The sequence below is a fragment of the Microbacterium terrae genome (assembly GCF_017831975.1).
GTDB lineage: Bacteria > Actinomycetota > Actinomycetes > Actinomycetales > Microbacteriaceae > Microbacterium > Microbacterium terrae.
In genome coordinates this window covers 1,265,926-1,289,886 of the sequence record NZ_JAFDSS010000001.1, presented here as the reverse complement: position 1 = coordinate 1,289,886, position 23,961 = coordinate 1,265,926, and the positions used below count along the sequence as shown (strand labels likewise).

General features: G+C 70.1%; 24 protein-coding genes and 2 tRNA genes. 10 read left to right on the top strand and 16 right to left on the bottom strand.

Annotated features, from left to right (window positions below; genetic code table 11):
- The first annotated feature begins 126 nt into the window (after positions 1–126).
- Positions 127–984: an acyl-CoA thioesterase gene (locus tag JOD63_RS05955; protein WP_045276316.1), complete on the top strand. Its 858-nt coding sequence runs from the start codon at positions 127–129 to the stop codon at positions 982–984.
- 22 nt (positions 985–1,006) lie between these two features.
- Here the strand turns inward: JOD63_RS05955 and JOD63_RS05950 are convergent, their stop codons facing one another.
- From JOD63_RS05950 to JOD63_RS05935, 4 genes are all read right to left on the bottom strand, one after another.
- Positions 1,007–1,528, bottom strand: a complete 522-nt coding sequence (locus tag JOD63_RS05950; RefSeq protein ID WP_245618016.1) for an acyl-CoA thioesterase — start codon at positions 1,526–1,528, stop codon at positions 1,007–1,009.
- Entirely contained in the window at positions 1,521–3,200 is a 1,680-nt protein-coding gene (gene ettA, locus JOD63_RS05945) for an energy-dependent translational throttle protein EttA (RefSeq protein ID WP_045276203.1), read from the bottom strand. The genes JOD63_RS05950 and ettA overlap by 8 nt, the downstream gene beginning before the upstream one ends.
- A gap of 89 nt (positions 3,201–3,289) precedes the next feature.
- A complete protein-coding gene (locus JOD63_RS05940) occupies positions 3,290–3,823 on the bottom strand; it encodes a DUF6993 domain-containing protein (protein ID WP_245618018.1) in 534 nt (177 codons plus the stop codon).
- Positions 3,824–3,869: 46 nt separating this feature from the next.
- Entirely contained in the window at positions 3,870–4,466 is a 597-nt protein-coding gene (locus JOD63_RS05935) for a single-stranded DNA-binding protein (RefSeq protein ID WP_045276205.1), read from the bottom strand.
- Between the two features lie 214 nt (positions 4,467–4,680).
- Here JOD63_RS05935 and JOD63_RS05930 point away from each other — a divergent pair, with 214 nt between their 5' ends.
- A complete protein-coding gene (locus tag JOD63_RS05930; protein WP_045276206.1) occupies positions 4,681–4,944 on the top strand; it encodes a hypothetical protein in 264 nt (87 codons plus the stop codon).
- Between the two features lie 9 nt (positions 4,945–4,953).
- Here JOD63_RS05930 and yczR read toward each other — a convergent pair whose 3' ends face one another.
- Positions 4,954–6,375: a MocR-like transcription factor YczR gene (yczR, locus tag JOD63_RS05925; RefSeq protein WP_045276207.1), complete on the bottom strand. Its 1,422-nt coding sequence runs from the start codon at positions 6,373–6,375 to the stop codon at positions 4,954–4,956.
- Positions 6,376–6,436: 61 nt separating this feature from the next.
- Here yczR and yczE point away from each other — a divergent pair, with 61 nt between their 5' ends.
- Positions 6,437–7,096: a membrane protein YczE gene (gene yczE, locus JOD63_RS05920; RefSeq protein ID WP_045276208.1), complete on the top strand. Its 660-nt coding sequence runs from the start codon at positions 6,437–6,439 to the stop codon at positions 7,094–7,096.
- Between the two features lie 37 nt (positions 7,097–7,133).
- Here yczE and JOD63_RS05915 read toward each other — a convergent pair whose 3' ends face one another.
- Both JOD63_RS05915 and JOD63_RS05910 read right to left on the bottom strand, forming a co-directional pair.
- Positions 7,134–7,346 carry a hypothetical protein gene (locus JOD63_RS05915; protein ID WP_045276318.1) on the bottom strand — a complete coding sequence of 71 codons (213 nt, stop codon included), beginning with the start codon at positions 7,344–7,346 and terminating at the stop codon, positions 7,134–7,136.
- A gap of 101 nt (positions 7,347–7,447) precedes the next feature.
- Positions 7,448–7,523: transfer RNA gene (locus tag JOD63_RS05910), tRNA-Arg, on the bottom strand.
- A gap of 74 nt (positions 7,524–7,597) precedes the next feature.
- Here JOD63_RS05910 and orn point away from each other — a divergent pair.
- From orn to JOD63_RS05885, 5 genes are all read left to right on the top strand, one after another.
- On the top strand, positions 7,598–8,224 hold the full coding sequence (gene orn, locus JOD63_RS05905) for an oligoribonuclease (RefSeq protein ID WP_045276209.1): 627 nt from the start codon (positions 7,598–7,600) through the stop codon (positions 8,222–8,224).
- A gap of 37 nt (positions 8,225–8,261) precedes the next feature.
- A tRNA-His gene (locus tag JOD63_RS05900) sits at positions 8,262–8,337 on the top strand.
- A 1-nt stretch (position 8,338) separates the two neighbouring features.
- Positions 8,339–8,707 carry a metallopeptidase family protein gene (locus tag JOD63_RS05895; RefSeq protein ID WP_084613582.1) on the top strand — a complete coding sequence of 123 codons (369 nt, stop codon included), beginning with the start codon at positions 8,339–8,341 and terminating at the stop codon, positions 8,705–8,707.
- Positions 8,707–9,006, top strand: coding sequence for an ATP-dependent Clp protease adapter ClpS (gene clpS / locus JOD63_RS05890; RefSeq protein ID WP_157004022.1), 300 nt, complete (start codon positions 8,707–8,709; stop codon positions 9,004–9,006). The genes JOD63_RS05895 and clpS overlap by 1 nt, the downstream gene beginning before the upstream one ends.
- A complete protein-coding gene (locus JOD63_RS05885) occupies positions 9,003–9,503 on the top strand; it encodes a DUF2017 family protein (protein WP_045276211.1) in 501 nt (166 codons plus the stop codon). The genes clpS and JOD63_RS05885 overlap by 4 nt, the downstream gene beginning before the upstream one ends.
- A gap of 7 nt (positions 9,504–9,510) precedes the next feature.
- Here the strand turns inward: JOD63_RS05885 and JOD63_RS05880 are convergent, their stop codons facing one another.
- The 6 genes from JOD63_RS05880 to gatC all read right to left on the bottom strand — a co-directional run bounded on the left by JOD63_RS05880 (position 9,511) and on the right by gatC (position 15,196).
- Positions 9,511–10,104: a nucleoside/nucleotide kinase family protein gene (locus tag JOD63_RS05880; RefSeq protein WP_245618020.1), complete on the bottom strand. Its 594-nt coding sequence runs from the start codon at positions 10,102–10,104 to the stop codon at positions 9,511–9,513.
- Positions 10,079–10,399: a hypothetical protein gene (locus tag JOD63_RS05875; protein WP_045276212.1), complete on the bottom strand. Its 321-nt coding sequence runs from the start codon at positions 10,397–10,399 to the stop codon at positions 10,079–10,081. The genes JOD63_RS05880 and JOD63_RS05875 overlap by 26 nt, the downstream gene beginning before the upstream one ends.
- Positions 10,400–10,449: 50 nt before the next feature.
- Positions 10,450–11,715 carry a DNA polymerase IV gene (gene dinB / locus JOD63_RS05870; RefSeq protein ID WP_045276213.1) on the bottom strand — a complete coding sequence of 422 codons (1,266 nt, stop codon included), beginning with the start codon at positions 11,713–11,715 and terminating at the stop codon, positions 10,450–10,452.
- 106 nt (positions 11,716–11,821) lie between these two features.
- Positions 11,822–13,354, bottom strand: a complete 1,533-nt coding sequence (gene gatB, locus JOD63_RS05865) for an Asp-tRNA(Asn)/Glu-tRNA(Gln) amidotransferase subunit GatB (protein WP_045276214.1) — start codon at positions 13,352–13,354, stop codon at positions 11,822–11,824.
- Complete coding sequence (gene gatA / locus JOD63_RS05860) at positions 13,354–14,886, bottom strand: Asp-tRNA(Asn)/Glu-tRNA(Gln) amidotransferase subunit GatA (RefSeq protein ID WP_045276215.1); 1,533 nt, start codon at positions 14,884–14,886, stop codon at positions 13,354–13,356. Before gatA ends, gatB begins: the two co-directional genes overlap by 1 nt.
- A 10-nt stretch (positions 14,887–14,896) precedes the next feature.
- Positions 14,897–15,196, bottom strand: a complete 300-nt coding sequence (gene gatC, locus JOD63_RS05855) for an Asp-tRNA(Asn)/Glu-tRNA(Gln) amidotransferase subunit GatC (RefSeq protein WP_045276216.1) — start codon at positions 15,194–15,196, stop codon at positions 14,897–14,899.
- An 82-nt stretch (positions 15,197–15,278) separates the two neighbouring features.
- Between gatC and JOD63_RS05850 the strand changes: the two genes are divergently transcribed.
- Positions 15,279–16,979, top strand: coding sequence for a long-chain-fatty-acid--CoA ligase (locus JOD63_RS05850; protein ID WP_045276217.1), 1,701 nt, complete (start codon positions 15,279–15,281; stop codon positions 16,977–16,979).
- Positions 16,980–17,069: 90 nt separating this feature from the next.
- Here the strand turns inward: JOD63_RS05850 and ligA are convergent, their stop codons facing one another.
- The 3 genes from ligA to JOD63_RS05835 form a co-directional block, all read right to left on the bottom strand.
- Positions 17,070–19,409, bottom strand: a complete 2,340-nt coding sequence (ligA, locus tag JOD63_RS05845) for an NAD-dependent DNA ligase LigA (RefSeq protein ID WP_211088174.1) — start codon at positions 19,407–19,409, stop codon at positions 17,070–17,072.
- A gap of 93 nt (positions 19,410–19,502) precedes the next feature.
- Positions 19,503–20,606, bottom strand: coding sequence for a tRNA 2-thiouridine(34) synthase MnmA (gene mnmA, locus JOD63_RS05840; RefSeq protein WP_084613584.1), 1,104 nt, complete (start codon positions 20,604–20,606; stop codon positions 19,503–19,505).
- A gap of 9 nt (positions 20,607–20,615) precedes the next feature.
- A complete protein-coding gene (locus JOD63_RS05835; RefSeq protein ID WP_045276219.1) occupies positions 20,616–21,803 on the bottom strand; it encodes a cysteine desulfurase family protein in 1,188 nt (395 codons plus the stop codon).
- Between the two features lie 56 nt (positions 21,804–21,859).
- On the opposite strand from JOD63_RS05835, the gene glgX reads away from it, so the two are divergent.
- The gene (glgX, locus tag JOD63_RS05830; RefSeq protein ID WP_045276220.1) at positions 21,860–23,941 is read left to right on the top strand and encodes a glycogen debranching protein GlgX; all 2,082 of its coding nucleotides are present in this window, start codon (positions 21,860–21,862) and stop codon (positions 23,939–23,941) included.
- Positions 23,942–23,961 lie beyond the last annotated feature (20 nt).

The window sequence follows — 23,961 nt, the reverse complement described above, 5'->3', positions numbered from 1 at the left end:
CTAAACTACCAAGCGGAACGCGCGGCCCCCGACCGGCCGGCACGGCCCCGAGACGGAGACACTGTGACCGACGCCACCCAGCCCGTGCCCGACGGCATCGCCCCGGAGAACGACCCCGTCGCCTCGATGCTCGCCGTGCTGGACCTCGCAGGATCGGATGCCCGCACCACCGAGGACATCTTCACCGGGGTGTCGCAGTCGATGCCCCTCGGCCGGGTCTACGGCGGTCAGGTCCTCGCCCAGTCGATCGTGGCGGCGCAGCACACCATCGAGGGAGACCGCTTCGTGCACTCGATGCACGGGTACTTCCTGCGCCCGGGCGACGCATCGAAGGGCATCACGTTCTCGGTCGACCGCATCCACGACGGCCGCTCCTTCTCGACCCGCCGCACGCAGGCCTATCAGGACGGCGTGCCGATCTTCTCGATGATCGCGTCGTTCCAGGACGAGGATCCGGGTCTCGAGCATCAGGCGCCGTTCCCCGCCGATGTGCCGATGCCCGACGAGCTCCCCGACGTCGAGGCCGGCCTCGTCGGCCTGCACCCGGTCTCGAAGCGGCTGTTCACCGACCGGCCGGTGGAGCTGCGCCACATCCCATCGCCGATCTACGTGTCGGTCGAGGGCGAGCAGCGACCCAGCCAGGCGGTGTGGATGAAGGTGCGCCGCCCGATCCCCGACTCGCCCCTCATCCACCGCGCCGCCCTCGCGTACCTCAGCGATCTGACCATCCAGGAGTCGATCCTGCGCCGGCACGGGGTGCCGTGGCAGACGCGCGGCCTCAAGGTCGCGAGCCTCGACCACGCCATGTGGTGGCACCGATTCGGGCGGGTCGACGAGTGGATGCTCTACGCGCAGGAATCCCCGTCGGCGCGGGGCGGTCGCGGACTCGCCACCGGACGCATCTTCTCAGCGGACGGGCGGCTGCTGGCCAGCATCGCTCAGGAGGTCATGGTCCGCGTGCCCGAGGACGCCGCGACGGACTGAGCGCGGTGTGCGCAGAGCGCGCTCAGCGACGGTTCGCGAACTGGATCGGCTCGCCGATGAAGGGCGACCACGCGGCGCGCTCGCCCTGGCCCCATCGCGTCGGACGGCCGGTAGAGGTGTCGACGAGCACCACGACTGCCGACGCGCGCGCGTACAGCGTCTGCGGCTCGGCGCCGGCCGGGCTGAACACCTCGTAGCAGACCTCGACGCTCGATCCGCCGATGCGGCCGACCCAGAGCTGCACGTCGAGCGGACGCTGCCCGTACGGCACCGGCCGGAGGTACTCGATCTCCTGGCGGGCGATCAGCGTCGCGCGCGTGCCGCCTCCCTCGAGAACCGACATGTCGAACACCGCTGTCGGGGCGGCATCCGACCCGTCCTCGGGGCGCCAGAAGGCGCGCAGGCGTGCCTCTTCGAGGAGCTTCAGCATCGACGTGTTGTTGACGTGCCCGAGCGCGTCGAGGTCGCCCCACCGCAGATGGATGGGGACGTGGAGGCGGTGACCGGCGGCCACTGCCTCCACGGCGTCGTCCTGGTCAGTCACGGGTGAGCTTGCGGTAGGCGGTGCGGTGCGGGCGCGCCGCGTCGGCACCGAGGCGCGCGACCTTGTTCTCCTCGTATGCCTCGAAGTTGCCCTCGAACCAGTACCACTGGTCGGGGTTCTCATCGGTGCCCTCGTAGGCGAGGATGTGGGTCGCGATGCGGTCGAGGAACCAGCGGTCGTGCGTGATCACCACGGCGCAGCCGGGGAACTCGAGCAGCGCGTTCTCGAGCGACTGCAGCGTCTCGACGTCGAGGTCGTTGGTCGGCTCGTCGAGGAGCAGCAGGTTGCCGCCCTCCTTGAGCGTGAGCGCGAGGTTCAGACGGTTGCGCTCACCACCGGAGAGCACACCGGCCTTCTTCTGCTGGTCGGGTCCCTTGAACCCGAACTTCGACACGTACGCGCGCGAGGGGATCTCGGTCTTGCCGACGGTGATGATGTCGAGACCGTCGGAGACGACCTCCCACAGCGTCTTGTTCGGGTCGATGCTCGCGCGGGACTGGTCGACGTAGCTGATCTTGACCGTCTCACCGATCTTGAGGTCTCCCCCGTCGAGCGGCTCGAGTCCGACGATCGTCTTGAAGAGCGTGGTCTTTCCCACACCGTTCGGACCGATCACGCCGACGATGCCGTTCGGCGGCAGGCTGAACGTCAGTCCGTCGATGAGCGAGCGTCCGTCGAAGCCCTTCTGCAGCTTCTTCGCCTCGATCACGACGCTGCCCAGACGCGGTCCCGGCGGGATCGTGATCTCTTCGAAGTCGAGCTTCCGCGTGCGCTCCGCCTCGGCGGCCATCTCCTCGTAGCGGGCGAGGCGTGCCTTGGACTTGACCTGGCGGCCCTTGGCGTTGGAGCGCACCCAGTCGAGCTCCTCGGCGAGACGCTTGGCGAGCTTCGCGTCCTTCTTGCCCTGGATGGCGAGACGCTCGGCCTTCTTCTCCAGGTAGGTCGAGTAGTTGCCCTCGTAGCCGATGAGCCGGCCGCGGTCGACCTCGGCGATCCACTCCGCGACGTTGTCGAGGAAGTACCGGTCGTGCGTGATCGCGATCACGGCGCCCGCGTACTTCTGCAGGTGCTGCTCGAGCCAGAGCACGCTCTCGGCGTCGAGGTGGTTGGTGGGCTCGTCGAGGAGCAGGAGGTCGGGCTTCTGCAGCAGCAGCTTGGCGAGCGCCACACGGCGCTTCTCACCACCGGACAGCGGCGCGATCGCGGCATCGCCGGGAGGCGTGCGGAGGGCGTCCATCGCCTGCTCGAGCTGGGAATCGAGATCCCAGGCGTCGGCGGCGTCGATCTCCTCCTGGAGCGATCCCATCTCCGCCAGCAGCGCGTCGAAGTCGGCGTCGGGATCGGCCATCAGCGCCGAGATCTCGTTGAAACGGTCGAGCTTCGCCTTGATGGCGACGCCGTCCTGGATGTTCTCCAGCACGGTCTTCGTCTCGTCGAGGACGGGCTCCTGCATCAAGATGCCGACGGTGAACCCGGGGCTCAGCTTCGCCTCGCCGTTCGAGGGCGTGTCGAGGCCGGCCATGATCTTGAGGATCGTGGACTTTCCGGCGCCGTTCGGGCCGACCATGCCGATCTTCGCCCCGGGGAGGAACGCCATCGTCACATCGTCGAGGATCAGCTTCTCTCCGACGGCCTTGCGGGCCCGGACCATCGAGTAGATGTACTCAGCCATTGTTCGAAAGCTCTCCTCTGCGTGACGACGTCAGCGTCTCAGCCTACCCGCAGCGCCACTGCCCGGCGGCCGCGGATCCGCGCCGCGGATCACCAGTCGATGGGGCGCGTCTCGCCGACGAGGCACGTGCCCTCGAGCGTCGCCGTGACGACGACGGCCACCGGGTCGCCTGTCGCAGGCCCGACCTGGCCCACGAGGCAGTCGTCGCCCCACAGCACCGAGAACTGGATGCTCTCGGCGGCGTTGCCCACCGTCGACACATCCTGCGTCACCTGCATGGCCGCTTTGTCGAAGCCGGCTGCGGCGAGGGCGTCGACGTACGCGCGGCCGGCGGCTCGGTCGCCGGACGCCCACACCGTGTCGGTGACCGACGCGAACAGCGGCAGGTTGTCGATCGCGGACCCGTCGGGAACGAGCAGCGGTCCGGCGTCTTCCGATGGAACGGGCGACGCGCTGGCGCTCGCGCCCCCGCCGGTGGACGACTGCGCCGGGGTCGGCGTGCCACCACCGGGCGCGGTGCCCGTGCACCCCGTCAGGCCGATTGCCGTCGCCAGGAGTCCCGCGGCGAACACGCCAGCCGCGCGCCGTGGCGCCCCGGCCATATGCGCGGGTTGTCGGATCACGCGACGAGTCTATGACGCGGCCGAGGCGCGGCCGACGTGCGCCGGATCAGAACGGCGTGTCCTGAAGGACCGATCCGATCGAGCCGGAGGATGCCATGACGGAGTCGCGTCCGGTCGGGGAATCGGCGTCCGCCTCCCCGTCGTCGCCGTCGGCGATGCCATCGTCGGCGGCCGCAGCCCCGAGCGCCGCCACCGACCACGAAGCGGGGTCATCGTCGATGCCCTGCGCCGCCTCCACGCCGGGTGCGGCCCACTCGGATTCGCCGCGTTCGCCGGACGAGCCGGCGTTCGCGGTCTTGCTGAACGACGAGGTGCCGAAGAGCAGATCGTGGCCGAGCGCATCGGCTTCGATCTCGACGTCGGTGCCGCTCTTGACCCCGTTGTCCCATTCGCGGACCTTGAGTCGGCCGAGCACCAGCACACGCTCGCCCTTGCGCAGAGATGCGAACGCGTGATCTCCGAGCCGACGGAAAACCGAGACCCGGTACCAGTTCGTCCCGCTGTCCACCCACGCGCCGGTCTCACGATCCAGCCGACGGCGACCGCTCGCCAGCCGGAAAGTCGTGAGCGCGACGCCGTTCGGCAGTCGCTTCTGTTCGGGCTCCGTCGCGACGTTGCCCGTGATGGTGATCATGTCGCTCATGCGCGATCCTCCTTCGCTGTGGTCGAGGACCCTCCTCGGCCGCGTCGGTGCCTGCGTGCCCGGCGGGCACCGACGCGGATCCAGGATCCATCGGCCCGACGGTGCGTGACCGGCGCGCAGGGCGCACTGGGGAGAGCGCTCGCCGCAGGCGGGTTGGGGAGGACGAGATGGGATGTCCGAGGTCGAATGTATGTTCGAACGCGAAGGAGGAGTCATGTCCGCATCAGCTCTCGCCACGCCCACGCCGCCGCCCACGTTCGCCCGGCCGCACGCCGTCCGGCTCGCTGCAGCCGCCACCGGCCTGTGGCGCGTCGTCGACGGGGTCGGTCGCGTGATCGGCCACATCCAGACGCTCACCAGTGACGGCGAGACGCGCTTCCGCGCGAGGCGATTCCACGCCCCGACGCGGGGGTTCCGCGACCTCGGCGACTTCTGGTCTGCCGACGATGCGATCGACTGCCTCGTGTTCTCTCGATGAGATCCGCGGTCAGACCACCGCGTCCAGCGTCTCGAGGTATCGCGCCGGCGCGCCCTCGCGCACGTGCCGCCAGGACTGGGCCAGCACGTCGATGGTGTACTCCAGATCGTCCGGCGGGGCCGTGAACGGGATCCGCAGGTGCCGGTCGTAGCCGCCAGCTACCGCGAAGCGCGGTCCGGCAGTCAACAGGATCCCGCGCGACCGCGCCTCGAGCACGAGCGGTGTGCTGAGCGGCGCGTCGAGTTCGATCCACAGCGAGACACCGCCGCGTGCGCGGGGCACTGTCCATTCGGGCAGCCGAGCGGCGATCGCGGCGGCGAGGCGGTCACGGCCGGAGCGCAGAAGATCACCGCGCTGCGCCACGACCGGATCGAAGTCGGCCAGGACGGATGCGGCGACAGCCTGCTCGAACTCGGGGGTTCCGAGATCGTGGGCCGGCCGCACGGCGACGAGGCGACGGATCAGGTCGGAGTGGGCGCGGATCCAGCCGACCCGCAGCCCTCCCCAGACGGTCTTGCCGAGCGAACCGATCCGCACCACGGCCTCCGAGTCGCCAGGGAAGCCGGGATCGAGCGGGCCGCGGTCGATGTCGAGCTCCGCTGTGGTCTCGTCGAGGATCAGCACCGAGCCCGACCGCTCGGCGGCCGACAGGATCGTCGCCCGCTCGATCTCCGACATGGATCGCCCCGTCGGGTTGTGGAAGTCGGGCATGAGGTAGGCGAGCACGGGCAGCGTACGCGCGAAAGCCTGCTCGGCGCGGTCGAGATCCCATCCGTCGTCCACAGTCACGGGCACCCCGACCAGGCGGGCTCCCGCACGCCGCAGCGACTCGGCGGCATGCGGGTAGGTCGGCGTCTCGATGACCACACGGTCGCCACGGCCGAGGAGCAGCGAGCCGAGCAGGTGGATCGCACTCTGCGCCCCGGTCGTCACGAGCACCTCGGCGGGCGACGTGACGATCCCGCGGTCGGTGTATCGCTGCGCGATGATCTCGCGCAGGTCTGCGCGGCCGAGCACGTCGTACCCCACGCGGGCCACGAGCGCAGCGGATTGACTGGCGAGGTCGGAGATCACCCCGGCCAATCCGGGCCAGGCCGGCGGAGTGGCCTGCTGCAGGTCGATCATCCCGTCGACGGCGTCGAGACGCGACGCATCGCGTCGACGAAGCGGCAGCGTCACGCTGCCCGAGCCGCGCAGACTCGCGATGTGCTCACTGTCGCGCAGGCTGCGATACGCGGCGGCGACGGTGCTCCGACTTACCGACAGCGCGTGTGCGAGTTCGCGTTCAGCAGGAAGGGCAGTTCGCGGCGCGAGCCTGTTGTCGAGGCACAGCAGACGGATGCCGTCAGCCAGTGCCTCGTACGCGGGTTCGCGCGTTCGCCAGCCGCCGAGCGCCGCGGTGAGGGCGCGCGCGGAGATCCGGGAGTCCATGGAGCCACATTAGCCGAATTGGCATGGCATCCTCAGGCCAATCATGCGGTTGGATCGCTCTATGACTCGTCGCGTGACTCAACTGCTGATCGGCTTGGTGCTCTACGGCGTCGGCTGCGGGCTGACCGTCGCCGCCGGCCTCGGCGTCGACCCCTGGACGGTGCTCGCCCAGGGCGTGTCGCTTCGGACCGGCGTCGGGATCGGCTGGGTCACGAACATCATCGGGTTCCTCGTGCTGCTGCTGTGGATTCCCCTCCACCAGCGGCCCGGCATCGGCACGGTGCTGAACATCCTCCTGGTCGGCACCAGCATGCAGGCTCTGCTGTGGCTCCTCCCGCCGGTCAGCGGGTTCGCCCTGCAGGCCGTGACCCTCCTCGGCGGCATCCTGCTCGTCGCGGTCGCCTCCGGCCTGTATATCGGGGCACGGTTCGGTCCCGGCCCGCGCGACGGCCTCATGACGGGACTGCACTCCCGCTTCGGCTGGCCGATCTGGGCATGCCGTGCCGCGGTGGAGCTGTCGGTGCTGTTCGCGGGCTGGATGCTCGGCGGAACGGTGGGCATCGGCACCGTGCTGTTCGCGGTGCTCATCGGGCCGCTCGTGCACGTCACCCTGCCGCTGCTCGATACACGTCGCGGCTCCGGCGCGGAGACGCCCCCGGCACCGTCCGGAACGTCGATCCAGAAGGAGACCGCACAGACGACGAGGCGGCCGGCACGCTGAAGCGCGTGCAGCCACTGCGGCTGCACGCGTCGCAGCCTCAGTGCTCGCGGAACTCCGGCCAGTCGCTCCCCGGAGTCATGTGCGCATGGAGCGCACTCTTCGCGATCTCCATCGACGGGTAGGTGCCGGCACTGGCATCGGCGCCCGCCATCGTCACCGTGTAACCGTCGTCCGACTTGCGGATCGAACCGACCACGCCCTGTGTGCCGTATGCCACCCACAGCGGGTGGTGTGTCTCGGTGATGCTCATCATCGAACCCCTTCCGACGCATCCGACGCTACGCCCGACTTCCGGGGCGCACCAGAGCCGCGCCGCGTGTCGCCGCCGAAGATTCCGGCGGCCGAAGAGTGTGGCGCCCCCGACAGGATTCGAACCTGCAACCACCGGATTAGAAGGCCGATGCTCTATCCATTGAGCTACGAGGGCCCTATAAGCGTAGCCGCCGGGCTTGCGGGCACGAGGTCGACGCCCGTGTCGGAGGCCTCACTAGGATGGAGCACATGGTGGGGGCTTCCGAAAACGATCGTCTGGTCTGGATCGATTGCGAGATGACGGGCCTCGACCTGTCGGTCGACGAACTCGTCGAGATCGCGGTCGTCGTCACCGATTTCGAACTGCGACCGCTCGACCCGGGCTTCCAGGTCGTCATCAAGCCCGACGCATCGGCCATGGCGAACATGAACGACTTCGTGACGAAGATGCACCAGAAGTCGGGCCTCCTCGATGAGATCCCGGGCGGTGTCAGCCTGGGCGACGCCGAGTTCCAGGTGCTCGAGTACATCCAGCGGTTCGTCCCGCTCGAGGGCAAGGCTCCCCTGGCGGGCAACACGATCGGCACCGACCGCATGTTCCTTGCGAAGTACATGCCGCGCGTCGACCGCTGGCTGCACTATCGCAATGTCGATGTCTCGAGCATCAAAGAGCTTTCGCGCCGCTGGTACCCCCGGGCGTACATCCACGCTCCCTCGAAAGACGGCGGTCACCGCGCCCTCGCCGACATCCTCGAGTCGATCCGTGAACTCGCCTATTATCGGCAGGCGGTTTTCGTGCCCGAACCCGGCCCGACGAGTGACGACGCGCGCAGCGCGGCGGCTGCGGCGGTGTCAAAGTTCGCACCGGAGATGTGAGAGAATATTCGAGTTGCCCGCGCAGGCGGGAGACATGGTGGGTATAGCTCAGTTGGTAGAGCACCTGGTTGTGGTCCAGGGGGTCGCGGGTTCAAGTCCCGTTACTCACCCCATGTGGATGCGGACAGCATCATGATCGAGATGGATGCCGCGGCTTTCGAGCAGCTGGTCGTCGATGAGCTCGATCGACTCCCCGACGACATGGTCGACGGGCTCGACAATGTCGTGTTCGTCGTGGAGGACCGTCCGGAAGACGGCAGCCTCGACCTGCTCGGCCTGTACGACGGCTGGGCCCTGACCGAGCGCGAGCGCTACGGCGTGGGCGAACTCCCCGACCGCATCATCGTCTATCGCGAGCCGCATCTCGCCGCCTGCGACGACGCCGAGTCTCTGCGAGACGAGGTGCACACGACCCTCGTCCACGAGATCGCGCATTTCTACGGCATCGACGACGACCGCCTGCACGAACTGGGGTGGGCGTGATGTCGCCGATCACGACTCCCGACGTCGACGAGCGCACCGATCTCGTCACAGCGGTCGACCCCGACACACCGTGGCAGACCGTGGTCTGGGACGACCCGGTCAACCTCATGAGCTACGTCACCCACGTCTTCCGGGAGTACTTCGGGTTCCCCCGTGATCGCGCCGAGCAGCTCATGCTCGCCGTCCACAACGACGGACACGCGGTCGTGAGCGAGGGCGCGCGCGAGCAGATGGAGCTCCATGCGCGGGCGATGCACGACTACGGCCTCTGGGCGACGGTTCGGAAGGCGCCGCGATGACCGCGCACCAGGTGGTCCTCGACATCGCGCGCATCGAGGCCGCGCATCTCGCCGAGCTGGTCACGCAGTTCGCCGAACTCGTCGACGACTCCGGCGACGGCGATCCCCGCACCGATCCGGCGATCGCGCGTCTCGTGCCCGATGCGTACCGCGGCGATGCCGAGGCCGCCGACGAGTTCCGCTCCCTCACCGAGTCCGAGCTCCTCGATCGCCGGGCTGCCGACGCCGCCGTCGTGCTCGCCACGGTGCACGACGCCGCGACCATTCCTCCCGATGCCGGCGACCGGGTCCTCACCGAGACCGTGACGATCGCCCTCGACGCCGAGCAGACCCAGGCGTGGCTGCGCACGCTCGCCGCCCTGCGGCTGGTGCTCGCGGAGCGCCTCGGCATCGCGGCGGAGGACGATCACGATGAAGCCGACCCCCGCTTCGGCATCTACGACTGGCTCGGCTTCCGCCTGCACGGGCTCGTCACCGCTCTCGACGACGGAGACTGAGCCGACCTCACGGAACGTGGACGGCGATCCCTGCGAGTCTCTGCGGATCGTCCCGCGAGATGTGCGCGTCCTCCTGCGCCGCCCACCGTGCCCAGTGCGGGCGGAACGCGTCACCGTCCCGCGCGAGTGCCCGGCCCTTGCGCGACAGCGTCGGCGAGTCCACCCACGCCCGCACATCCGACACCCGCGCGGTCGACGGCGTCAGGATGCCGCAGCCCTCGACGATGAGCGGAAGCGACGGGTCGACCGCATTCGCCTCCGCGGGCTCGCCGAGCTCCCAGTCCCACCGCTGCCACACCCCGACGAGCCCGCGGGCGTGCGGGAACAGGATCTCGTCGCGGGCGATCGCCACGCCGGCATCCATCCCGTCCCAGCCGGGATAGATCGAATCGAGTGCGACCAGCTGCACCCGACCGCTCAGGGGCCACCGACCGACGACACGGCGTGCCAGCGATGTCTTGCCCGCACCACTTCGACCGTCGATGAGCACGACGGGATTCGCCGCGCCGACGGCGGCGACCGCGCGGATGATGCGGTCGGCTGCGTCGTCGAGCGCGTCGGCTACCGCGTCGCCGCTACTTCTTGAGGACGCGGATGACACGGCTGAGCGCGCGACCGGCGACCCACACGAACGGGATGGCGACGGCGAGGAACGCGACGATGTTGGGCTCGAACCGCAGGTCGTCACCGCGGCGGATGTACGCGCCGACCGGAACAGACCAGCCTCCCCCGCCTCCGCCGCCGTTGCCGGTCTCGTCGGATCCGCCACCGAACCCGCTGCCGCTCAGAGCGACCGGGATGATGCGGATGCCGTCGACGTCCTGCTGCTCGCCGTACGCCCCCGTGACGCCGAAGGAGGCGGACTGCTTACCGAGCTCGAGTGCGATGTTGGGCATGGGCACCACGCTACCCGCAGTCCAGCGCCGCCCACCACCGTTCGCGGCACTCAGCCCTGGTCGAGGCCCGCCGGCCGTGGATTCGACGGGAGTGTGCCGCCGCCGCGCTGCGGACCGAGCAGGTTCGCGCGCGTGACCGCCCCTCGACCGAACTTCGCGGCGGCGACGTCGAGCGCGCCTTCGACGCGCCGCCATTCGGCGTCGTCGTCCCACAGGCCGGTGGGCGTCTGACCGGCCGGTCGCAGCCGCTCGGCGCGGACGCCCACGAGGCGTACCGCCTGGCGGCGATCGACCCCCGCGAACAGCTCGTGCGCGGCGTCGCCGATCCGCTGTCCGACGTCCGTCGGCTCGGCCAGCGTCTGCGATCGGCTGATCGTGGTGAAGTCCGCGAAGCGCACCTTGATCGCGACCGTCATCGCCTCCCAGCCGTGCGAGCGCAGACGCCCACCCACGCGGTCTGCGAGCCGGCGCAGCTCCGAGCGCAGCACGGCATCGTCCGCGATGTCGACCTCGAAGGTCTCTTCGTGGCCGATGCTCTTCTCGACGTGGGTGGTCTCCACCGAGCGTGCGTCGACTCCGCGCACGAGCTGGCGGATCCGCGTTCCCATCGCCGCGCCGAGCACACGGTCGATCACGGCGTCGGGAGTCTGCAGCACGTCGGCGACGGTGCGGATCCCCCGGTTCTCGAGGGCCTCCGACGCCTTCGGGCCGACGCCCCAGAGCGCCCGCACCGACAACGGCGCCAGGAAGCGCGCCGTGTCGGCCTCGGCGACGATCAGCAGCCCGTCGGGCTTGCTCAGCGTCGACGCGATCTTCGCGACGTGCTTGGTGGCGGCCGCACCGACCGAGCAGGTGAGCCCGGTCTCGGCGAGCACACGTTCGCGCAGCATCCGGGCGATCTGCCCGGGCGGGCCCCAGAGGCGCCGCGCACCGCGCACATCGAGGAACGCCTCGTCGATGGAGAGCGGCTCGACGAGCGGCGTGAAGCTGCGGAACACATCCATCACCTTCGCCGACTCCTCCAGATACCGCGCGTACGGCGAGCTCACCACGATCGCCGTCGGGCACAGCCGCAGCGCCTGTCCGACGGGCATCGCGGAGCGGACGCCGAAGCGCCGGGCCTCGTATGAGGCACTGGAGACGACGCCACGCCCCTCCGGCGCACCGACGATGATCGGCTTCCCTTTCAGGGTCGGGTCGTCGAGGACCGCGACAGCCGCGAAGAACGCGTCCATATCGACGTGCAGGATGCCGGCGCCGGTGTCGTCTGCATCGGGAGGCGACGCGAGGCGTCCTGTACCGTCACCGCGTCCCATAGGTCCATTCTGCGCCCCTCCGACGACATCCGCCCATCGGCGAAGACGCGGACGGACGAGGGGCGATGACTGTCTGCCCCTCGTCCGTCGACGGTGTTCGTGCGAGCTACTGTGCGGCGGCGCGCTCCAGGACGAGCTCGCGCACGCGCGCGGCATCCGCCTGGCCCTTCATCGCCTTCATGACGGCGCCGATGACGGCGCCGGCGGCCTGCACCTTGCCGTCGCGGATCTTCTCCAGCACGTCGGGCTGCGCGGCGAGGGCCTCATCGATGGCCGCGATGAGCGCGCCGTCGTCGGAGACGACCGCGAGGCCGCGGGCATCGACGATCTGCTGCGGGGTGCCCTCGCCGGCGATCATGCCCTCGAGCACCTGACGCGCGAGCTTGTCGGTGAGCGTTCCCGCGTCGACGAGGCCCTGCAGCTCGGCCACCTCGGCAGGGCTCACGAGCTCCGCGGGCTCCTTGTCGTCGGCATTCGCGATGCGCAGAAGCTCACCGGTCCACCACTTGCGGGCGGCGGCCGGCGCGGCGCCGGCGGCCACGGTGGCCTCGACCTCGCTCAGGAGCCCGGCGTTCACCACGCCCTGGAAGTCGATGTCGCTGAAGCCCCAGTCCGCCTTGAGTCGGCGACGACGTGCCGCCGGCGGCTCGGGCAGCTCCGAGCGCAGCTGCTCGATCAGCTCGAGAGCGGGGACGACCGGAAGGAGGTCGGGCTCGGGGAAGTAGCGGTAGTCGTCGGCGTCGGACTTCGGGCGACCGGGCGACGTTGTGCCGGTGTCCTCATGCCAGTGGCGCGTCTCCTGCGTGATCGACCCGCCGCCGGCGAGGATCGCCGCCTGCCGCTGGATCTCGTAGCGCACGGCACGCTCGACCGACCGCATCGAGTTGACGTTCTTAGTCTCGGTGCGGGTGCCGAGCGGGTGCGCGGTCTCGCCGGGCGCGACGCGGGGGCGCAGCGAAACGTTCGCGTCGCAGCGGAGGTTCCCCCGCTCCATGCGCGCCTCCGAGATGCCGAGGCCGATGACGATGTCGCGGATCGTTGCGATGTACGCCTTCGCGATCTCGGGCGCGCGGTGCTCGGCCCCCATGATCGGCTTCGTCACGATCTCGACGAGCGGCACGCCCGCACGATTGTAGTCGACGAGCGAGTACTCCGCGCCCTGGATGCGGCCGGTCGAGCCACCCATGTGAGTGAGCTTGCCTGCATCCTCCTCCATGTGCGCCCGCTCGATCGGGATCTCCACGATGGTGCCGTCGGCGAGTTCGATCTCGACCTGGCCCTCGAACGCGATCGGCTCGTCGTACTGCGAGATCTGGTAGTTCTTGCCGAGGTCGGGGTAGAAGTAGTTCTTCCGCGCGAACCGGCTCGACGGTGCGATCGAACAGCCGAGCGCCAGGCCCAGGCTGATCGACGAGCGCACGGCGGTCTCGTTGACGACCGGGAGCGAACCGGGAAGACCCATGTCGACCGGAGCCACCAGGGTGTTGGGCGCGGCGTCGTGGTTCGCGGGGTGCGCGGGGTTCGCCGCCGCGGAGAACATCTTCGTCTCGGTGTTGAGCTCGACGTGGATCTCGAACCCGAGCACCGGCTCGAAGAGCTCGAGCGCCTTGTCGAAGTCCATCAGCTTGTCCTTCGCCATCAGCGGGCTCCTCCCGTCGGACCCTGAGCTTGTCGCAGGACAGGGGCGCGATCCAGCAGCGGTCCGCCCCAGGAGTCGACCAGCAGAGCCTCGAGCGCCGCACCCACCCGGTAGAGGCGGGCGTCTTCGCGGGCGGGCGCGAGGAACTGGATGCCCACGGGAAGCCCGTCCTCCTCGGCGAGGCCCGACGGGATCGAGATGCCGGGGACCCCGGCGAGGTTCGCGGGGATGGTGGTGACGTCGTTGAGGTACATCTGCAGCGGGTCGTCGATCTTCTCGCCGAGGCGGAAGGCGGTCGTCGGCGCCGACGGCGTCGCGATGACGTCGACCTGCGCGAACGCCTGGTCGAAGTCGCGCTGGATGAGCGTGCGCACCTTCTGGGCCGACCCGTAATACGCGTCGTAGTACCCCGCCGACAGCGCATAGGTGCCCAGGATGATGCGGCGCTTGACCTCGTCGCCGAAGCCGGCGTCGCGCGTCTTGGCCATGACGTCCTCGACGGTTCCGCCCGGGACGTCCAGACGTAGGCCGAAGCGCACCGAGTCGAACTTGGCGAGGTTGCTCGACGCCTCCGCTGGGAGGATCAGGTAATACGCCGCGACCCCGTACTCGAAGTGCGGGGCGCTGATCTCGACGATCTCCGCGCCCTGCGCCTCCATCGCCGCGAGCGCAGCCCGGAAGGATGCCGACACCCCGGCCTGGAAGCCGCTGTCGGGGAGCTCGGTGATGACGCCGACCTTGAGACCCTTGAGAACCTCGCCGGTCGCGCCCTCTCGGGCGGCCGCGGCGAACGACGGCCAGCTGTCGGTGAGCGAGGTCGAGTCGTGCGGGTCGTGCCCGCCGATGACGTCGTGCAGGAGGCCCGAGTCGAGCACCGTGCGGGTGACCGGGCCGACCTGGTCGAGCGACGAGGCCAGCGCGATGGCGCCGTATCGGCTCACGCCGCCGTAGGTGGGCTTGAGTCCGACCGTTCCGGTGACGTGCGCCGGCTGGCGGATCGAGCCGCCGGTGTCGGAGCCGAGGGCGAGAGGTGCCTCGAACGCGGCGACGGCGGCGGCCGAGCCGCCCCCGGAGCCGCCGGGGATGCGGTCGAGGTCCCACGGGTTGCGGGTGGGACCGTACGCGGAGTGCTCGGTGGACGAGCCCATCGCGAACTCGTCCATGTTCGTCTTGCCGAGCGGCACGAGTCCTGCCGCGCGAGCGCGCGCGACGACAGTCGCATCGTAGGGCGACATGAACCCCTCGAGGATCTTCGATCCGCTCGTGGAGGGCATGTCGGTCGTCACGAGGACGTCCTTGATGGCGAGCGGAACCCCCGCGACGGGGCCGAGCGTCTCGCCGGCGGCACGACGACGGTCGATGTCGGCCGCCACGTCGAGGGCGTGGTCGCTCACGTGGAGGAACGCGTGCACGTCGCCGTCCACCGCGGCGATGCGATCGAGGTGGGCCTGGGTGGCCTCGACGCTCGATACTTCGCCGGAGGCGAGCTTGTCAGCGAGCGCGGCGGCGCTCAGCTTCGTCAGATCGGTCACTGCGCTTCCCTTACTGCTCTTCACCGAGGATCGCCGTCACACGGAACCGGCCGTCAGCCGAGTCCGGCGCGTTCTGCAGCACCTGGGCGGGCGTCAGCATGTCGCCGGGCACGTCGGGGCGGAACACGTTCTGCATGGGGATCGGGTGGCTGGTGGCGACGACGTCGGGAGTGGCGACCTCGGAGACCTTGGCGATGTTGTCGACGATCGCGTCGAGCTGCCCGGTGAGGCGCTCGACCTCCTCGGCGCTCAGCTGGATCCGGGCGAGCACACCGAGATGGCGCACGAGATCAGGGGTGATTTCAGACACCCGTCAAGTCTAGCCAGCACCGCACCCGCCACCGTGGCCATCGTCCCTCGGCGGTCGCACCCGTGCGCGTAGGCTGTTCGCCGTGACGACCTACGACCCGCCTCGCCCCTGGATCGCCAGTTACGCCGAGGGTGTGCCCGACGACCTCGCTCCCGTGACCGGGTCCCTGGTCGACATCGTCGCGGCGTCGGCCCGCGACTACCCCGATGCGCCGGCCCTGCAGTTCTTCGGCCGCGAGACCACGTACCGGGCCATGCAGGAGCAGATCGACCGGGCCGCCGCCGGTCTGCGCGCTCAGGGCGTCAAGGCCGGCGACCCGGTGGCCATCGTGCTGCCCAACTGCCCGCAGCACATCATCGCGTTCTACGCGATCCTCCGGCTCGGTGCCGTCGTCATCGAGCACAACCCGCTCTACACCCCTCGCGAGCTCCGCAAGCAGTTCGAGGACCACGGTGCGAAGCACGCCATCGTGTGGACGAAGGTCGTGAAGAGCGTCCAGGAGTTCCCAGTCGACCTGCAGGTGAGCTCGCTCATCTCGGTCGATGTGATCCAGGCGATGCCGCTCGCGACCCGCCTCGCGCTCAAGCTCCCGATCGCGAAGGCGCGAGAGTCGCGGGAGGCGCTGTACGAGCGCGTGAGCGGCACCGTGTCGTGGGAGACGATCGTCGGCTCCGCACCGCTCCCCGCGTCGCACCCGGCGCCGGGCACCGACGACGTCGCCCTCATCCAGTACACGAGCGGCACGACGGGCACCCCCAAGGGCGCGACACTCACCCACCGCAACCTGCTCGCGAACGCGGCGCAGGCGCAGGCGTGGGTGCCGTCGATCGTGCGGGGAGACGGATGCGTCGTCTACGCGGTGCTCCCCATGTTCCACGCGTACGGGCTGACGCTGTGCCTCACCTTCGCGATGTCGATGGGTGCGCGCCTCGTGCTCTTCCCGCGGTTCGATCCCGACATGGTCCTCGCCGTCACGAAGAAGCATCCCGCCACCTTCCTGCCGCTCGTTCCGCCGATCGCCGACCGTCTGCTGAAGGCCGCGCGGGAGCAGGGTGTATCCCTCGCCGGCACGCAGGTGGCGATCTCCGGTGCGATGGCGCTCCCCCACGAACTCGTCGTGCCGTTCGAGGAGGCGTCGGGCGGGTTCCTCGTGGAGGGCTACGGCCTGAGCGAGTGCTCGCCCGTGCTGATGGCCAACCCCGTGGCCGACAACCGGGTGCCGGGAACGGTGGGACTCCCCCTGCCCGGAACCGAATGCCGCGTGGTCGACCCCGACAACCCCACCGAGGATGTGCCTGCGGGCGAGCGCGGCGAGCTGATCGTGCGCGGACCGCAGGTGTTCAGCGGCTACTACGGCAAGCCGGAGGAGACGGAGGCCGTCTTCGTCGACGGGTGGTTCCGCACCGGCGACATCGTGCAGATCGACGAGCAGGGCTTCATCCGCATCGTCGACCGCATCAAGGAGCTGATAATCACCGGCGGCTTCAACGTCGCCCCCACCGAGGTGGAGAACGCACTGCGTCAGCACCCGCTGGTGGAAGACGCCGCGGTCGTCGGGCTGCCGAGCGATCACTCCGGCGAAGAGGTCGCGGCGGCCATCGTCGTCTCGGGCGGGGCCGACGTGGATGTCGAGGCTGTGCGCGAGTTCGTGCGCGGCATCCTGACCCCGTACAAGGTGCCGCGGCGGATCTTCGTCGTCGACGAGCTGCCGAAGTCGCTCATCGGCAAGGTGCTCCGCCGTCAGGTGCGCGACCGGCTTCTCGCGCTCACGACGGGCGCGTGACGGCGCTCGCCCACCGGGCGAGTTCGATGCGGTTCGCGGAGCCGGTCTTGCGGAGCACAGTCGCCGCACGGTGTTCGCCGCCCTCGGCGGCTACCCGGCGCCGAGCGCGTCCGGACCCTGCTCCACGAGCACGCGGAACTGCGCGGCATCGAGGATGCGGATGCCGAGCTCTTCCGCCTTCGCCAGCTTCGAGCCGGCTCCGGGACCCGCTGCGACGAAGTCGGTCTTCTTCGAGACGCTCGACGCCGCCTTGCCCCCGGCGCTGAGGATCGCCTCCTGCGCACCCTCGCGGGTGTAGCCCTCGAGCGATCCCGTCGCGACGACGGTCAGTCCGTCGAGCACGCCTCCGGCCGCCGCCGCCGCGCCCGGACCGGGGTGCCCCGGAGTCGACCACTGCACTCCGGCGTCCGCCCATCGCTCGACGATCTCGCGGTGCCACTCCACGGCGAACCAGTCCTGGAGCGAGTCGGCGATGATGGCGCCGACGCCCTCGACATCGGCGAGGCCGTCGCGGTCGGCCGCGCGGATCGCGTCGAGCGAGCCGAACCACTGAGCGAGGGCGCGGGCCGCGACCGGACCGACGTGCCGGATGTTGAGCGCGACGAGCAGACGCCACAGCTCCTTCGTCTTGGCCTTCTCGAGCTCGGCGATGAGCTTCACCGCCTGCTCGGAGGGGAGCACCTCGCGGTGATCCTTTCGGATGCCCGCCCGTCGGCGCTCCGCCGCGTCGAGGTGCTCGGTGCCGGGCGGGTACTGGGCAGGGCCGAGCTTCTGGAAGGGCGTGCGCCGGATGAATTCACCGGTGGTCTCATCGACCTTGCGCTCACCGCTCTCGGCGTCGCGGACGATGACCGAGACGGGGACGATGTCTTCGAGCGAGAGCGAGAAGAGCCCCGCCTCGGTCTCGAGCGGCGCCTGAGCCGGCGGTTCGGCCTGTGTGAGCGCGGCCGCGGTCACCTCGCCGAGCACCTCGATGTCGAGCGCCCCGCGGGAGCCGATGTGCTCCACCCTGCCCCGCACCTGCGCCGGGCACGCCCTCGTATTCGGGCAGCGCAGGTCGATGTCGCCCTCCTTCGCCGGGGCGAGCGGCGAACCGCATTCGGGGCAGCCGGTCGGCATGACGAACTCGCGTTCGGTCCCGTCGCGCAGTTCGACGACCGGGCCCAGGATCTCGGGGATGACGTCGCCCGCCTTGCGCAGCACCACGGTGTCGCCGATGAGCACGCCCTTGGCGCGCACGACGTCTTGATTGTGGAGCGTGGCCTGGCGCACCACGCTGCCGGCAACCCGCGCGGGCGCCATCACCGCGAACGGAGTCGCTCGACCCGTTCGGCCCACGGACACGACGATGTCGAGCAGCTTCGTGTTGACCTGCTCCGGAGGGTATTTGTACGCGATCGCCCACCGCGGCGCCCGGCTGGTCGCCCCGAGCTCGTCGTGCAGCTCGAGTTCGTCGACCTTGACGACGACGCCGTCGATCTCGTGCTCGACGTCGTGCCGGTGCTCGCCGTAGTGCGCGACGAACTCGAGTACGCCGTCGATGTCGTCGGCCGTGCGGAAGTACGGGCTCGTCGGCAGACCCCACTCGGCCAGGAGTGCGTACGTCTCGCTCTGCGAGGCGACCGGCGGTTCATTCCATGCCCCGATACCGTGCACGAAGAGCCGGAGGGAGTCGAGTCGCGCCTGCCCCGCCTCGAGCTCGAGGCCGTCCTTCTTCTCGAGCTGCTGGCGGAGGCCCCCGCTCGCCGCATTCCGCGGGTTCGCGAACGACGGGAACCGGCGCTCCGCGCTCAGTCGGGCCTTGGCTTCGTCGAAGCTGCGGCTGCGGGCGCGCGTCTCGTCGAGCGCCCGGTCGCGCATCGTGGCCTGCAGGGCGTTGAGCCGCTCGAACGCCGCGACCGGGATGAACACCTCACCGCGCACCTCGACGATCGGCGGATGCCCCGTTCCCGCCAGACGCTGCGGGATGCCGGTGACCCGCACGGCGTTCGCCGTCACGTCTTCGCCGACGCGGCCGTCGCCGCGCGTCGCGGCAGAGATGAGCACGCCGCGCTCGTAGCGGAGGCTGATGGCGAGCCCGTCGATCTTCAGCTCAGTGAGCCACCGCACCGGTCGACCGGCCGATGCGGCGGTCTTCACGCACCACTCGCGCAGCTCCTCCGGCGAGAACACGTTGTCGAGGCTGAGCATGCGCTCCGCGTGCTCGACGGGTGCGAACATCGAGTTCTCGGCCGCCCCGACGGTCTGGGTCGGCGAGTCCTGTCCCTGCAATTCGGGATGAAGTCGCTCGAGCGCCTCGAGGCGGTGCATCCACCCGTCGTAGGTCGCGTCGTCGACGAGCTCCGCGTCGCGCCCGTAGTAGGCGTCGCGGGCCGAGACGATGCGCTCGGTCAGCTCGCGAGCCTCGGTGCGCGCGTCGTCGAGGCTCATCTCCACAGGTGATGCGGCATCTGTCACCACGTCAGTCTAGGAGTGCCCGCCGACACCCGTCCGGGCGCACCGCGCGTGTGCGCCCCGCTCAAATCAGCCGGCGACGGCGACGGGAACGGCAGAGACGGTGCGGTCGATCGTGAACTGCCCGATCACGCGCGTGCCGTCGTAGAGCACGGCGGTCTGGCCCGGGGCGACACCGTCGAACGGAGTCTCGGGCACCACCGTGATGACGCCGTCGTCGAACACGGCGCGGGCGGGTACCGGGTCTGCGTGGGCGCGGATCTGCACCTCGCACTCGAACCGCCCCTCGGACTGCGGCCGGCCGGCCCACGAGAAGCGCTCCCCCGAGATCTCGGCCGTCGCGAGCGCCTCCTTGGGTCCGACCACGACAGTGTTGGAGACCGGACGCACCTCGAGCACGAACCGCGGCTTCCCGTCGGGTGCGGGAACGCCGAGCGACAGCCCGCGGCGCTGCCCGACCGTGAACGCGTGCGCGCCCTCGTGCGAGCCCACCACGGCGCCGGTACGGTCCACGACATCGCCGGTCGCGGCGCCGACCTTGTCGGCCAGCCAGCCCTTCGTGTCGCCGTCGGGGATGAAGCAGATGTCGTGGCTGTCGGGCTTCTGGGCGACCGACAGCCCGCGGGCCTCGGCCTCGGCGCGGACGACCGCCTTCGAGGGCGTCGACCCGAGCGGGAAGTACGTGTGCGCCAGCTGCTCGGCCGTGAGCACACCGAGCACGTACGACTGGTCCTTCGCGGCATCCGATGCGCGGTGCAGCTCACGCCCGTCCGGACCGTCGACCAGCGCAGCGTAGTGACCCGTGCACACCGCGTCGAAGCCGAGTTCGAGAGCGCGCTCCAGAAGGGCGGCGAACTTGATCTTCTCGTTGCAGCGCATGCAGGGGTTCGGAGTGCGGCCGGAGCGGTACTCGGCGATGAAGTCGTCGATGACGTCGTCACGGAACCGCTCGGAGAAGTCCCAGACGTAGAACGGGATGCCGAGGCGGTCGGAGGCCCGTCGCGCGTCCATGGCGTCCTCGATCGTGCAGCAGCCACGGCTTCCGGTGCGGAGGGTCCCGCCCGCGCGCGACAGCGCCAGGTGGACGCCGACGACGTCGTGCCCCGCCTCCACGGCCCGTGCAGCCGCGACGGCGGAGTCCACTCCCCCACTCATGGCCGCAAGGATCCGCATGACACCAGTCTACGAGCGGGCCCCTGAGGAGAGGCCGGATGCCGCGCGAGCCCGCTCGACGGCCGCGGGGAACGCGGCGACCGCGACGTCGACGTCGGCGTCGGTGGTGGTTCGCCCGAGCGTCAGCCGCAGCACCTGCCGCGCCTCGTCCGGGCTAAACCCCATCGCGGTCACGACGTGCGACGGTTCGGGGATGCCGGCCTGGCACGCCGATCCCGTCGAGACCGCGACGCCGGCCTGATCGAGGAGGAAGAGCAGGGTCTCACCCGATGCGCCCGGGAACAGCAGGTGAGAGTTCCCCGGAAGCCGGTCCACCGGGTCGCCCAGGAGACGGGCCTCCGGCACGGTCGCGAGGATGGTGCCGACGAGGCGGTCGCGGAGCGCGGACAGACGCGCGGCCTCCTCGGCACGCTCCGACACCGCCGCCTCGGCGGCCGCGGCGAACGCCACGGCCCCCGGGATGTCCTGGGTGCCCGGCCGGATTCCGCGCTGCTGCCCACCGCCGTGGAACAGCGGCGCGATCGCCGCGGTCCGCGCCGCGACGAGCGCGCCGACACCCACCGGACCGCCGACCTTGTGCGCCGACACGCTCAACGCGACCAGGCCCGTCGTGCCGCTCGCGGCGCCGCGCCAGGAGCGGAAGTCCACGTCGATGTGGCCGAACGCGGCCACCGCGTCGAGGTGGAGCGGTACATCCGCCTCGGCCGCCGTGCGGGCGAGGGCCGCGGCATCCGAGATCGTCCCCACCTCGTTCGACGCGACGAGTGCTGTCGCGAGCGCCGCACCCGGCAGTTCGCGTGCGAAGGCGTCGGGCCGGATCCTGCCGAGGCTGTCGAGCGCGACCGGGCGCACCTGCGCAGCGTCCTGCGTGCGCAGCGCCTCGACCGTGTCGAGCGTCGCGTGGTGCTCACCGTCGGGGAGCACGATCGCGGTCGCGTCCGCGGCGCGGCTCGTCCACAGACCCCGGAGTGCGAGGTTCACCGACTCGGTGCCGCCCGACGTGAACACCACCTCGATCGGATCGCACGACAGCACGGCGGCGACGCGCTCGCGCGCCTCCTCGAGCAGCCGCCTCGCCGCCTGACCGAAGCCGTGGATCGACGAGGCGTTCCCGACCGCGACCGATGCCTCCAGCCACGCATCACGCGCCTGGGAGCGCAGCGGCTCGGTGGCCGCATGATCCAGATAGACCGCCATGACCACCTCCGTCCGGGCGTAACCTCCGTGACTCACGGCGTTACTACTGTAGAACCATGCCCGAGACCGCTTCCGTGACCGCGCCTCCGGCCGGTCTGCACCGTCCAGAACTCGACCGACTCGGGGTCACCCTCGGCGAAGGCGGCGGCACCCTGCGCGTGTGGTCCGGCGCCGCATCGTCGGTCGAGCTGGTGGTCTTCGACGACACCGACCTGGACTGGATCATCGACACCGAGCCCCTCACCGCCGTGGGCGGCGGCGTATGGTCGGTCACCACCCCGCTGCTTCGCGCGGGCGTGCGCTACGGCATCCGCGTCGACGGACCGCATGGCCCCGGGAACACCTTCAACCAGGGTTCGCTACTCATCGAGCCGTACTCGCGCGGCCTCGACCGGGGCGGCTTCTCGGACTGGCGGTCTGTCGTCGTCGACGGGTCGTTCGACTGGGGCGGCGTCACCAAGCCGCGCGTCGCGATGGATCGGACCGTGCTGTACGAGGGCCACGTCAAGGGCCTGACCAAGCGCCACCCGAAAGTGCCGCCCGCCCTGCACGGCACCTACGCCGGGCTCGCGCACCCCGCGATGGTCGAGCACCTGCTGGGACTCGGCGTCACGAGCATCGAGCTGCTCCCCGTGCACGCCTTCGTCACCGAACCGCGCCTCCTCCAGCACGGCCTGGCGAACTACTGGGGCTACAACACCCTGAACTTCTTCACCCCGCACGCGCCGTACGCCACCGACGAAGCGCGCCAGGCCGGCCCCGAGGCCGTGCTGCGCGAGTTCAAGGGAATGGTGAAGCTGCTGCACGAGGCCGGTCTCGAGGTCATCCTCGACGTCGTCTACAACCACACCTCCGAGGAGGGCATCGGCGGACCGCGGTCGAGCCTGCGCGGCATCGACAACCGCGCGTACTACCGCCAGCAGGACGACGGCGCCTACATCGACGTGACCGGATGCGGCAACTCCGTCGACACATCTCAGGATGCCGCGGCCCGGCTGGTGCTCGATTCGCTGCGCTACTGGGCGAACGACGTCCAGATCGACGGCTTCCGATTCGATCTTGCCGCCACGCTCGGCCGTGACGAGTCGCACAGCTTCACCCCGGAGCATCCTCTGCTGCAGGCGATCCTCGACGACCCGGCCCTCGCCGACGTCAAGAAGATCGCCGAGCCGTGGGACGTCGGCATGGGCGGATGGCAGACCGGCAACTTCGGCGACGGCTGGCACGAGTGGAACGACCGCTATCGCGACCGCGTGCGCAACTTCTGGCTCAGCGACGTCGACTACGCCCGGCGCGCCTCGACGTCGCCCGTCGGCGTCGGCGGGTTCGCTACCCGCCTCGCCGGGTCGTCGAACACCTTCAGCCAGGAGCGCGGTCCGCTGGCGAGCGTCAACTTCGTCACGGCGCACGACGGCTTCACGCTGCGCGACCTCGTCTCGTACGACGTCAAGCACAACCTGGGCAACGGCGAGCACAACCGCGACGGCGCCGACACGAACCGGTCGTTCAACCACGGGGCCGAGGGTGCGACCGACGACGAGCGCATCCTCGCGACGCGCCGCAAGGCGATGCGCAACCTCCTCGGCACGCTGCTCCTGTCGGCGGGCATCCCCATGCTCACGGCAGGCGACGAGTTCGCACGCACCCAGCGCGGCAACAACAACGCGTACTGCCACGACTCGCCTCTCACCTGGCTCTCCTGGGAGCACGCACCGTGGCAGGAGGACATCCACGCGCACGTCCAGACGCTGCTGCGCCTCCGACGCGAGAACCCGGCACTGCGTCCCATCCACTTCGCGCGCCTGGACGAGCACACGCCGTCCGCCTCGGTCATGGAGTGGTACGACGAGCACGGCGAGACGATGTCGATCGAGCGCTGGACCGATCCCACACACCGCACGCTGCAGTACGTGGCGGCATCGACGCCGGAGAACGAGGAGTTCAACCGCATCCTGCTCATGGTCCACGGGAACGAACGGCCGATCGCGGTCACGCTCCCCGAGATCGACGGCGTCACCGGCTTCACCTCGCTGTGGTCGAGCGCCGACGAGCAGCCCGGAGCCGCTCACGATGTGCATGCACCCGGCGCCGTGATCGAGCTGCCCGGAACATCGATGCATCTGTTCCGCGCCCAGTGACCGCGCGTCGGAACCGGGCG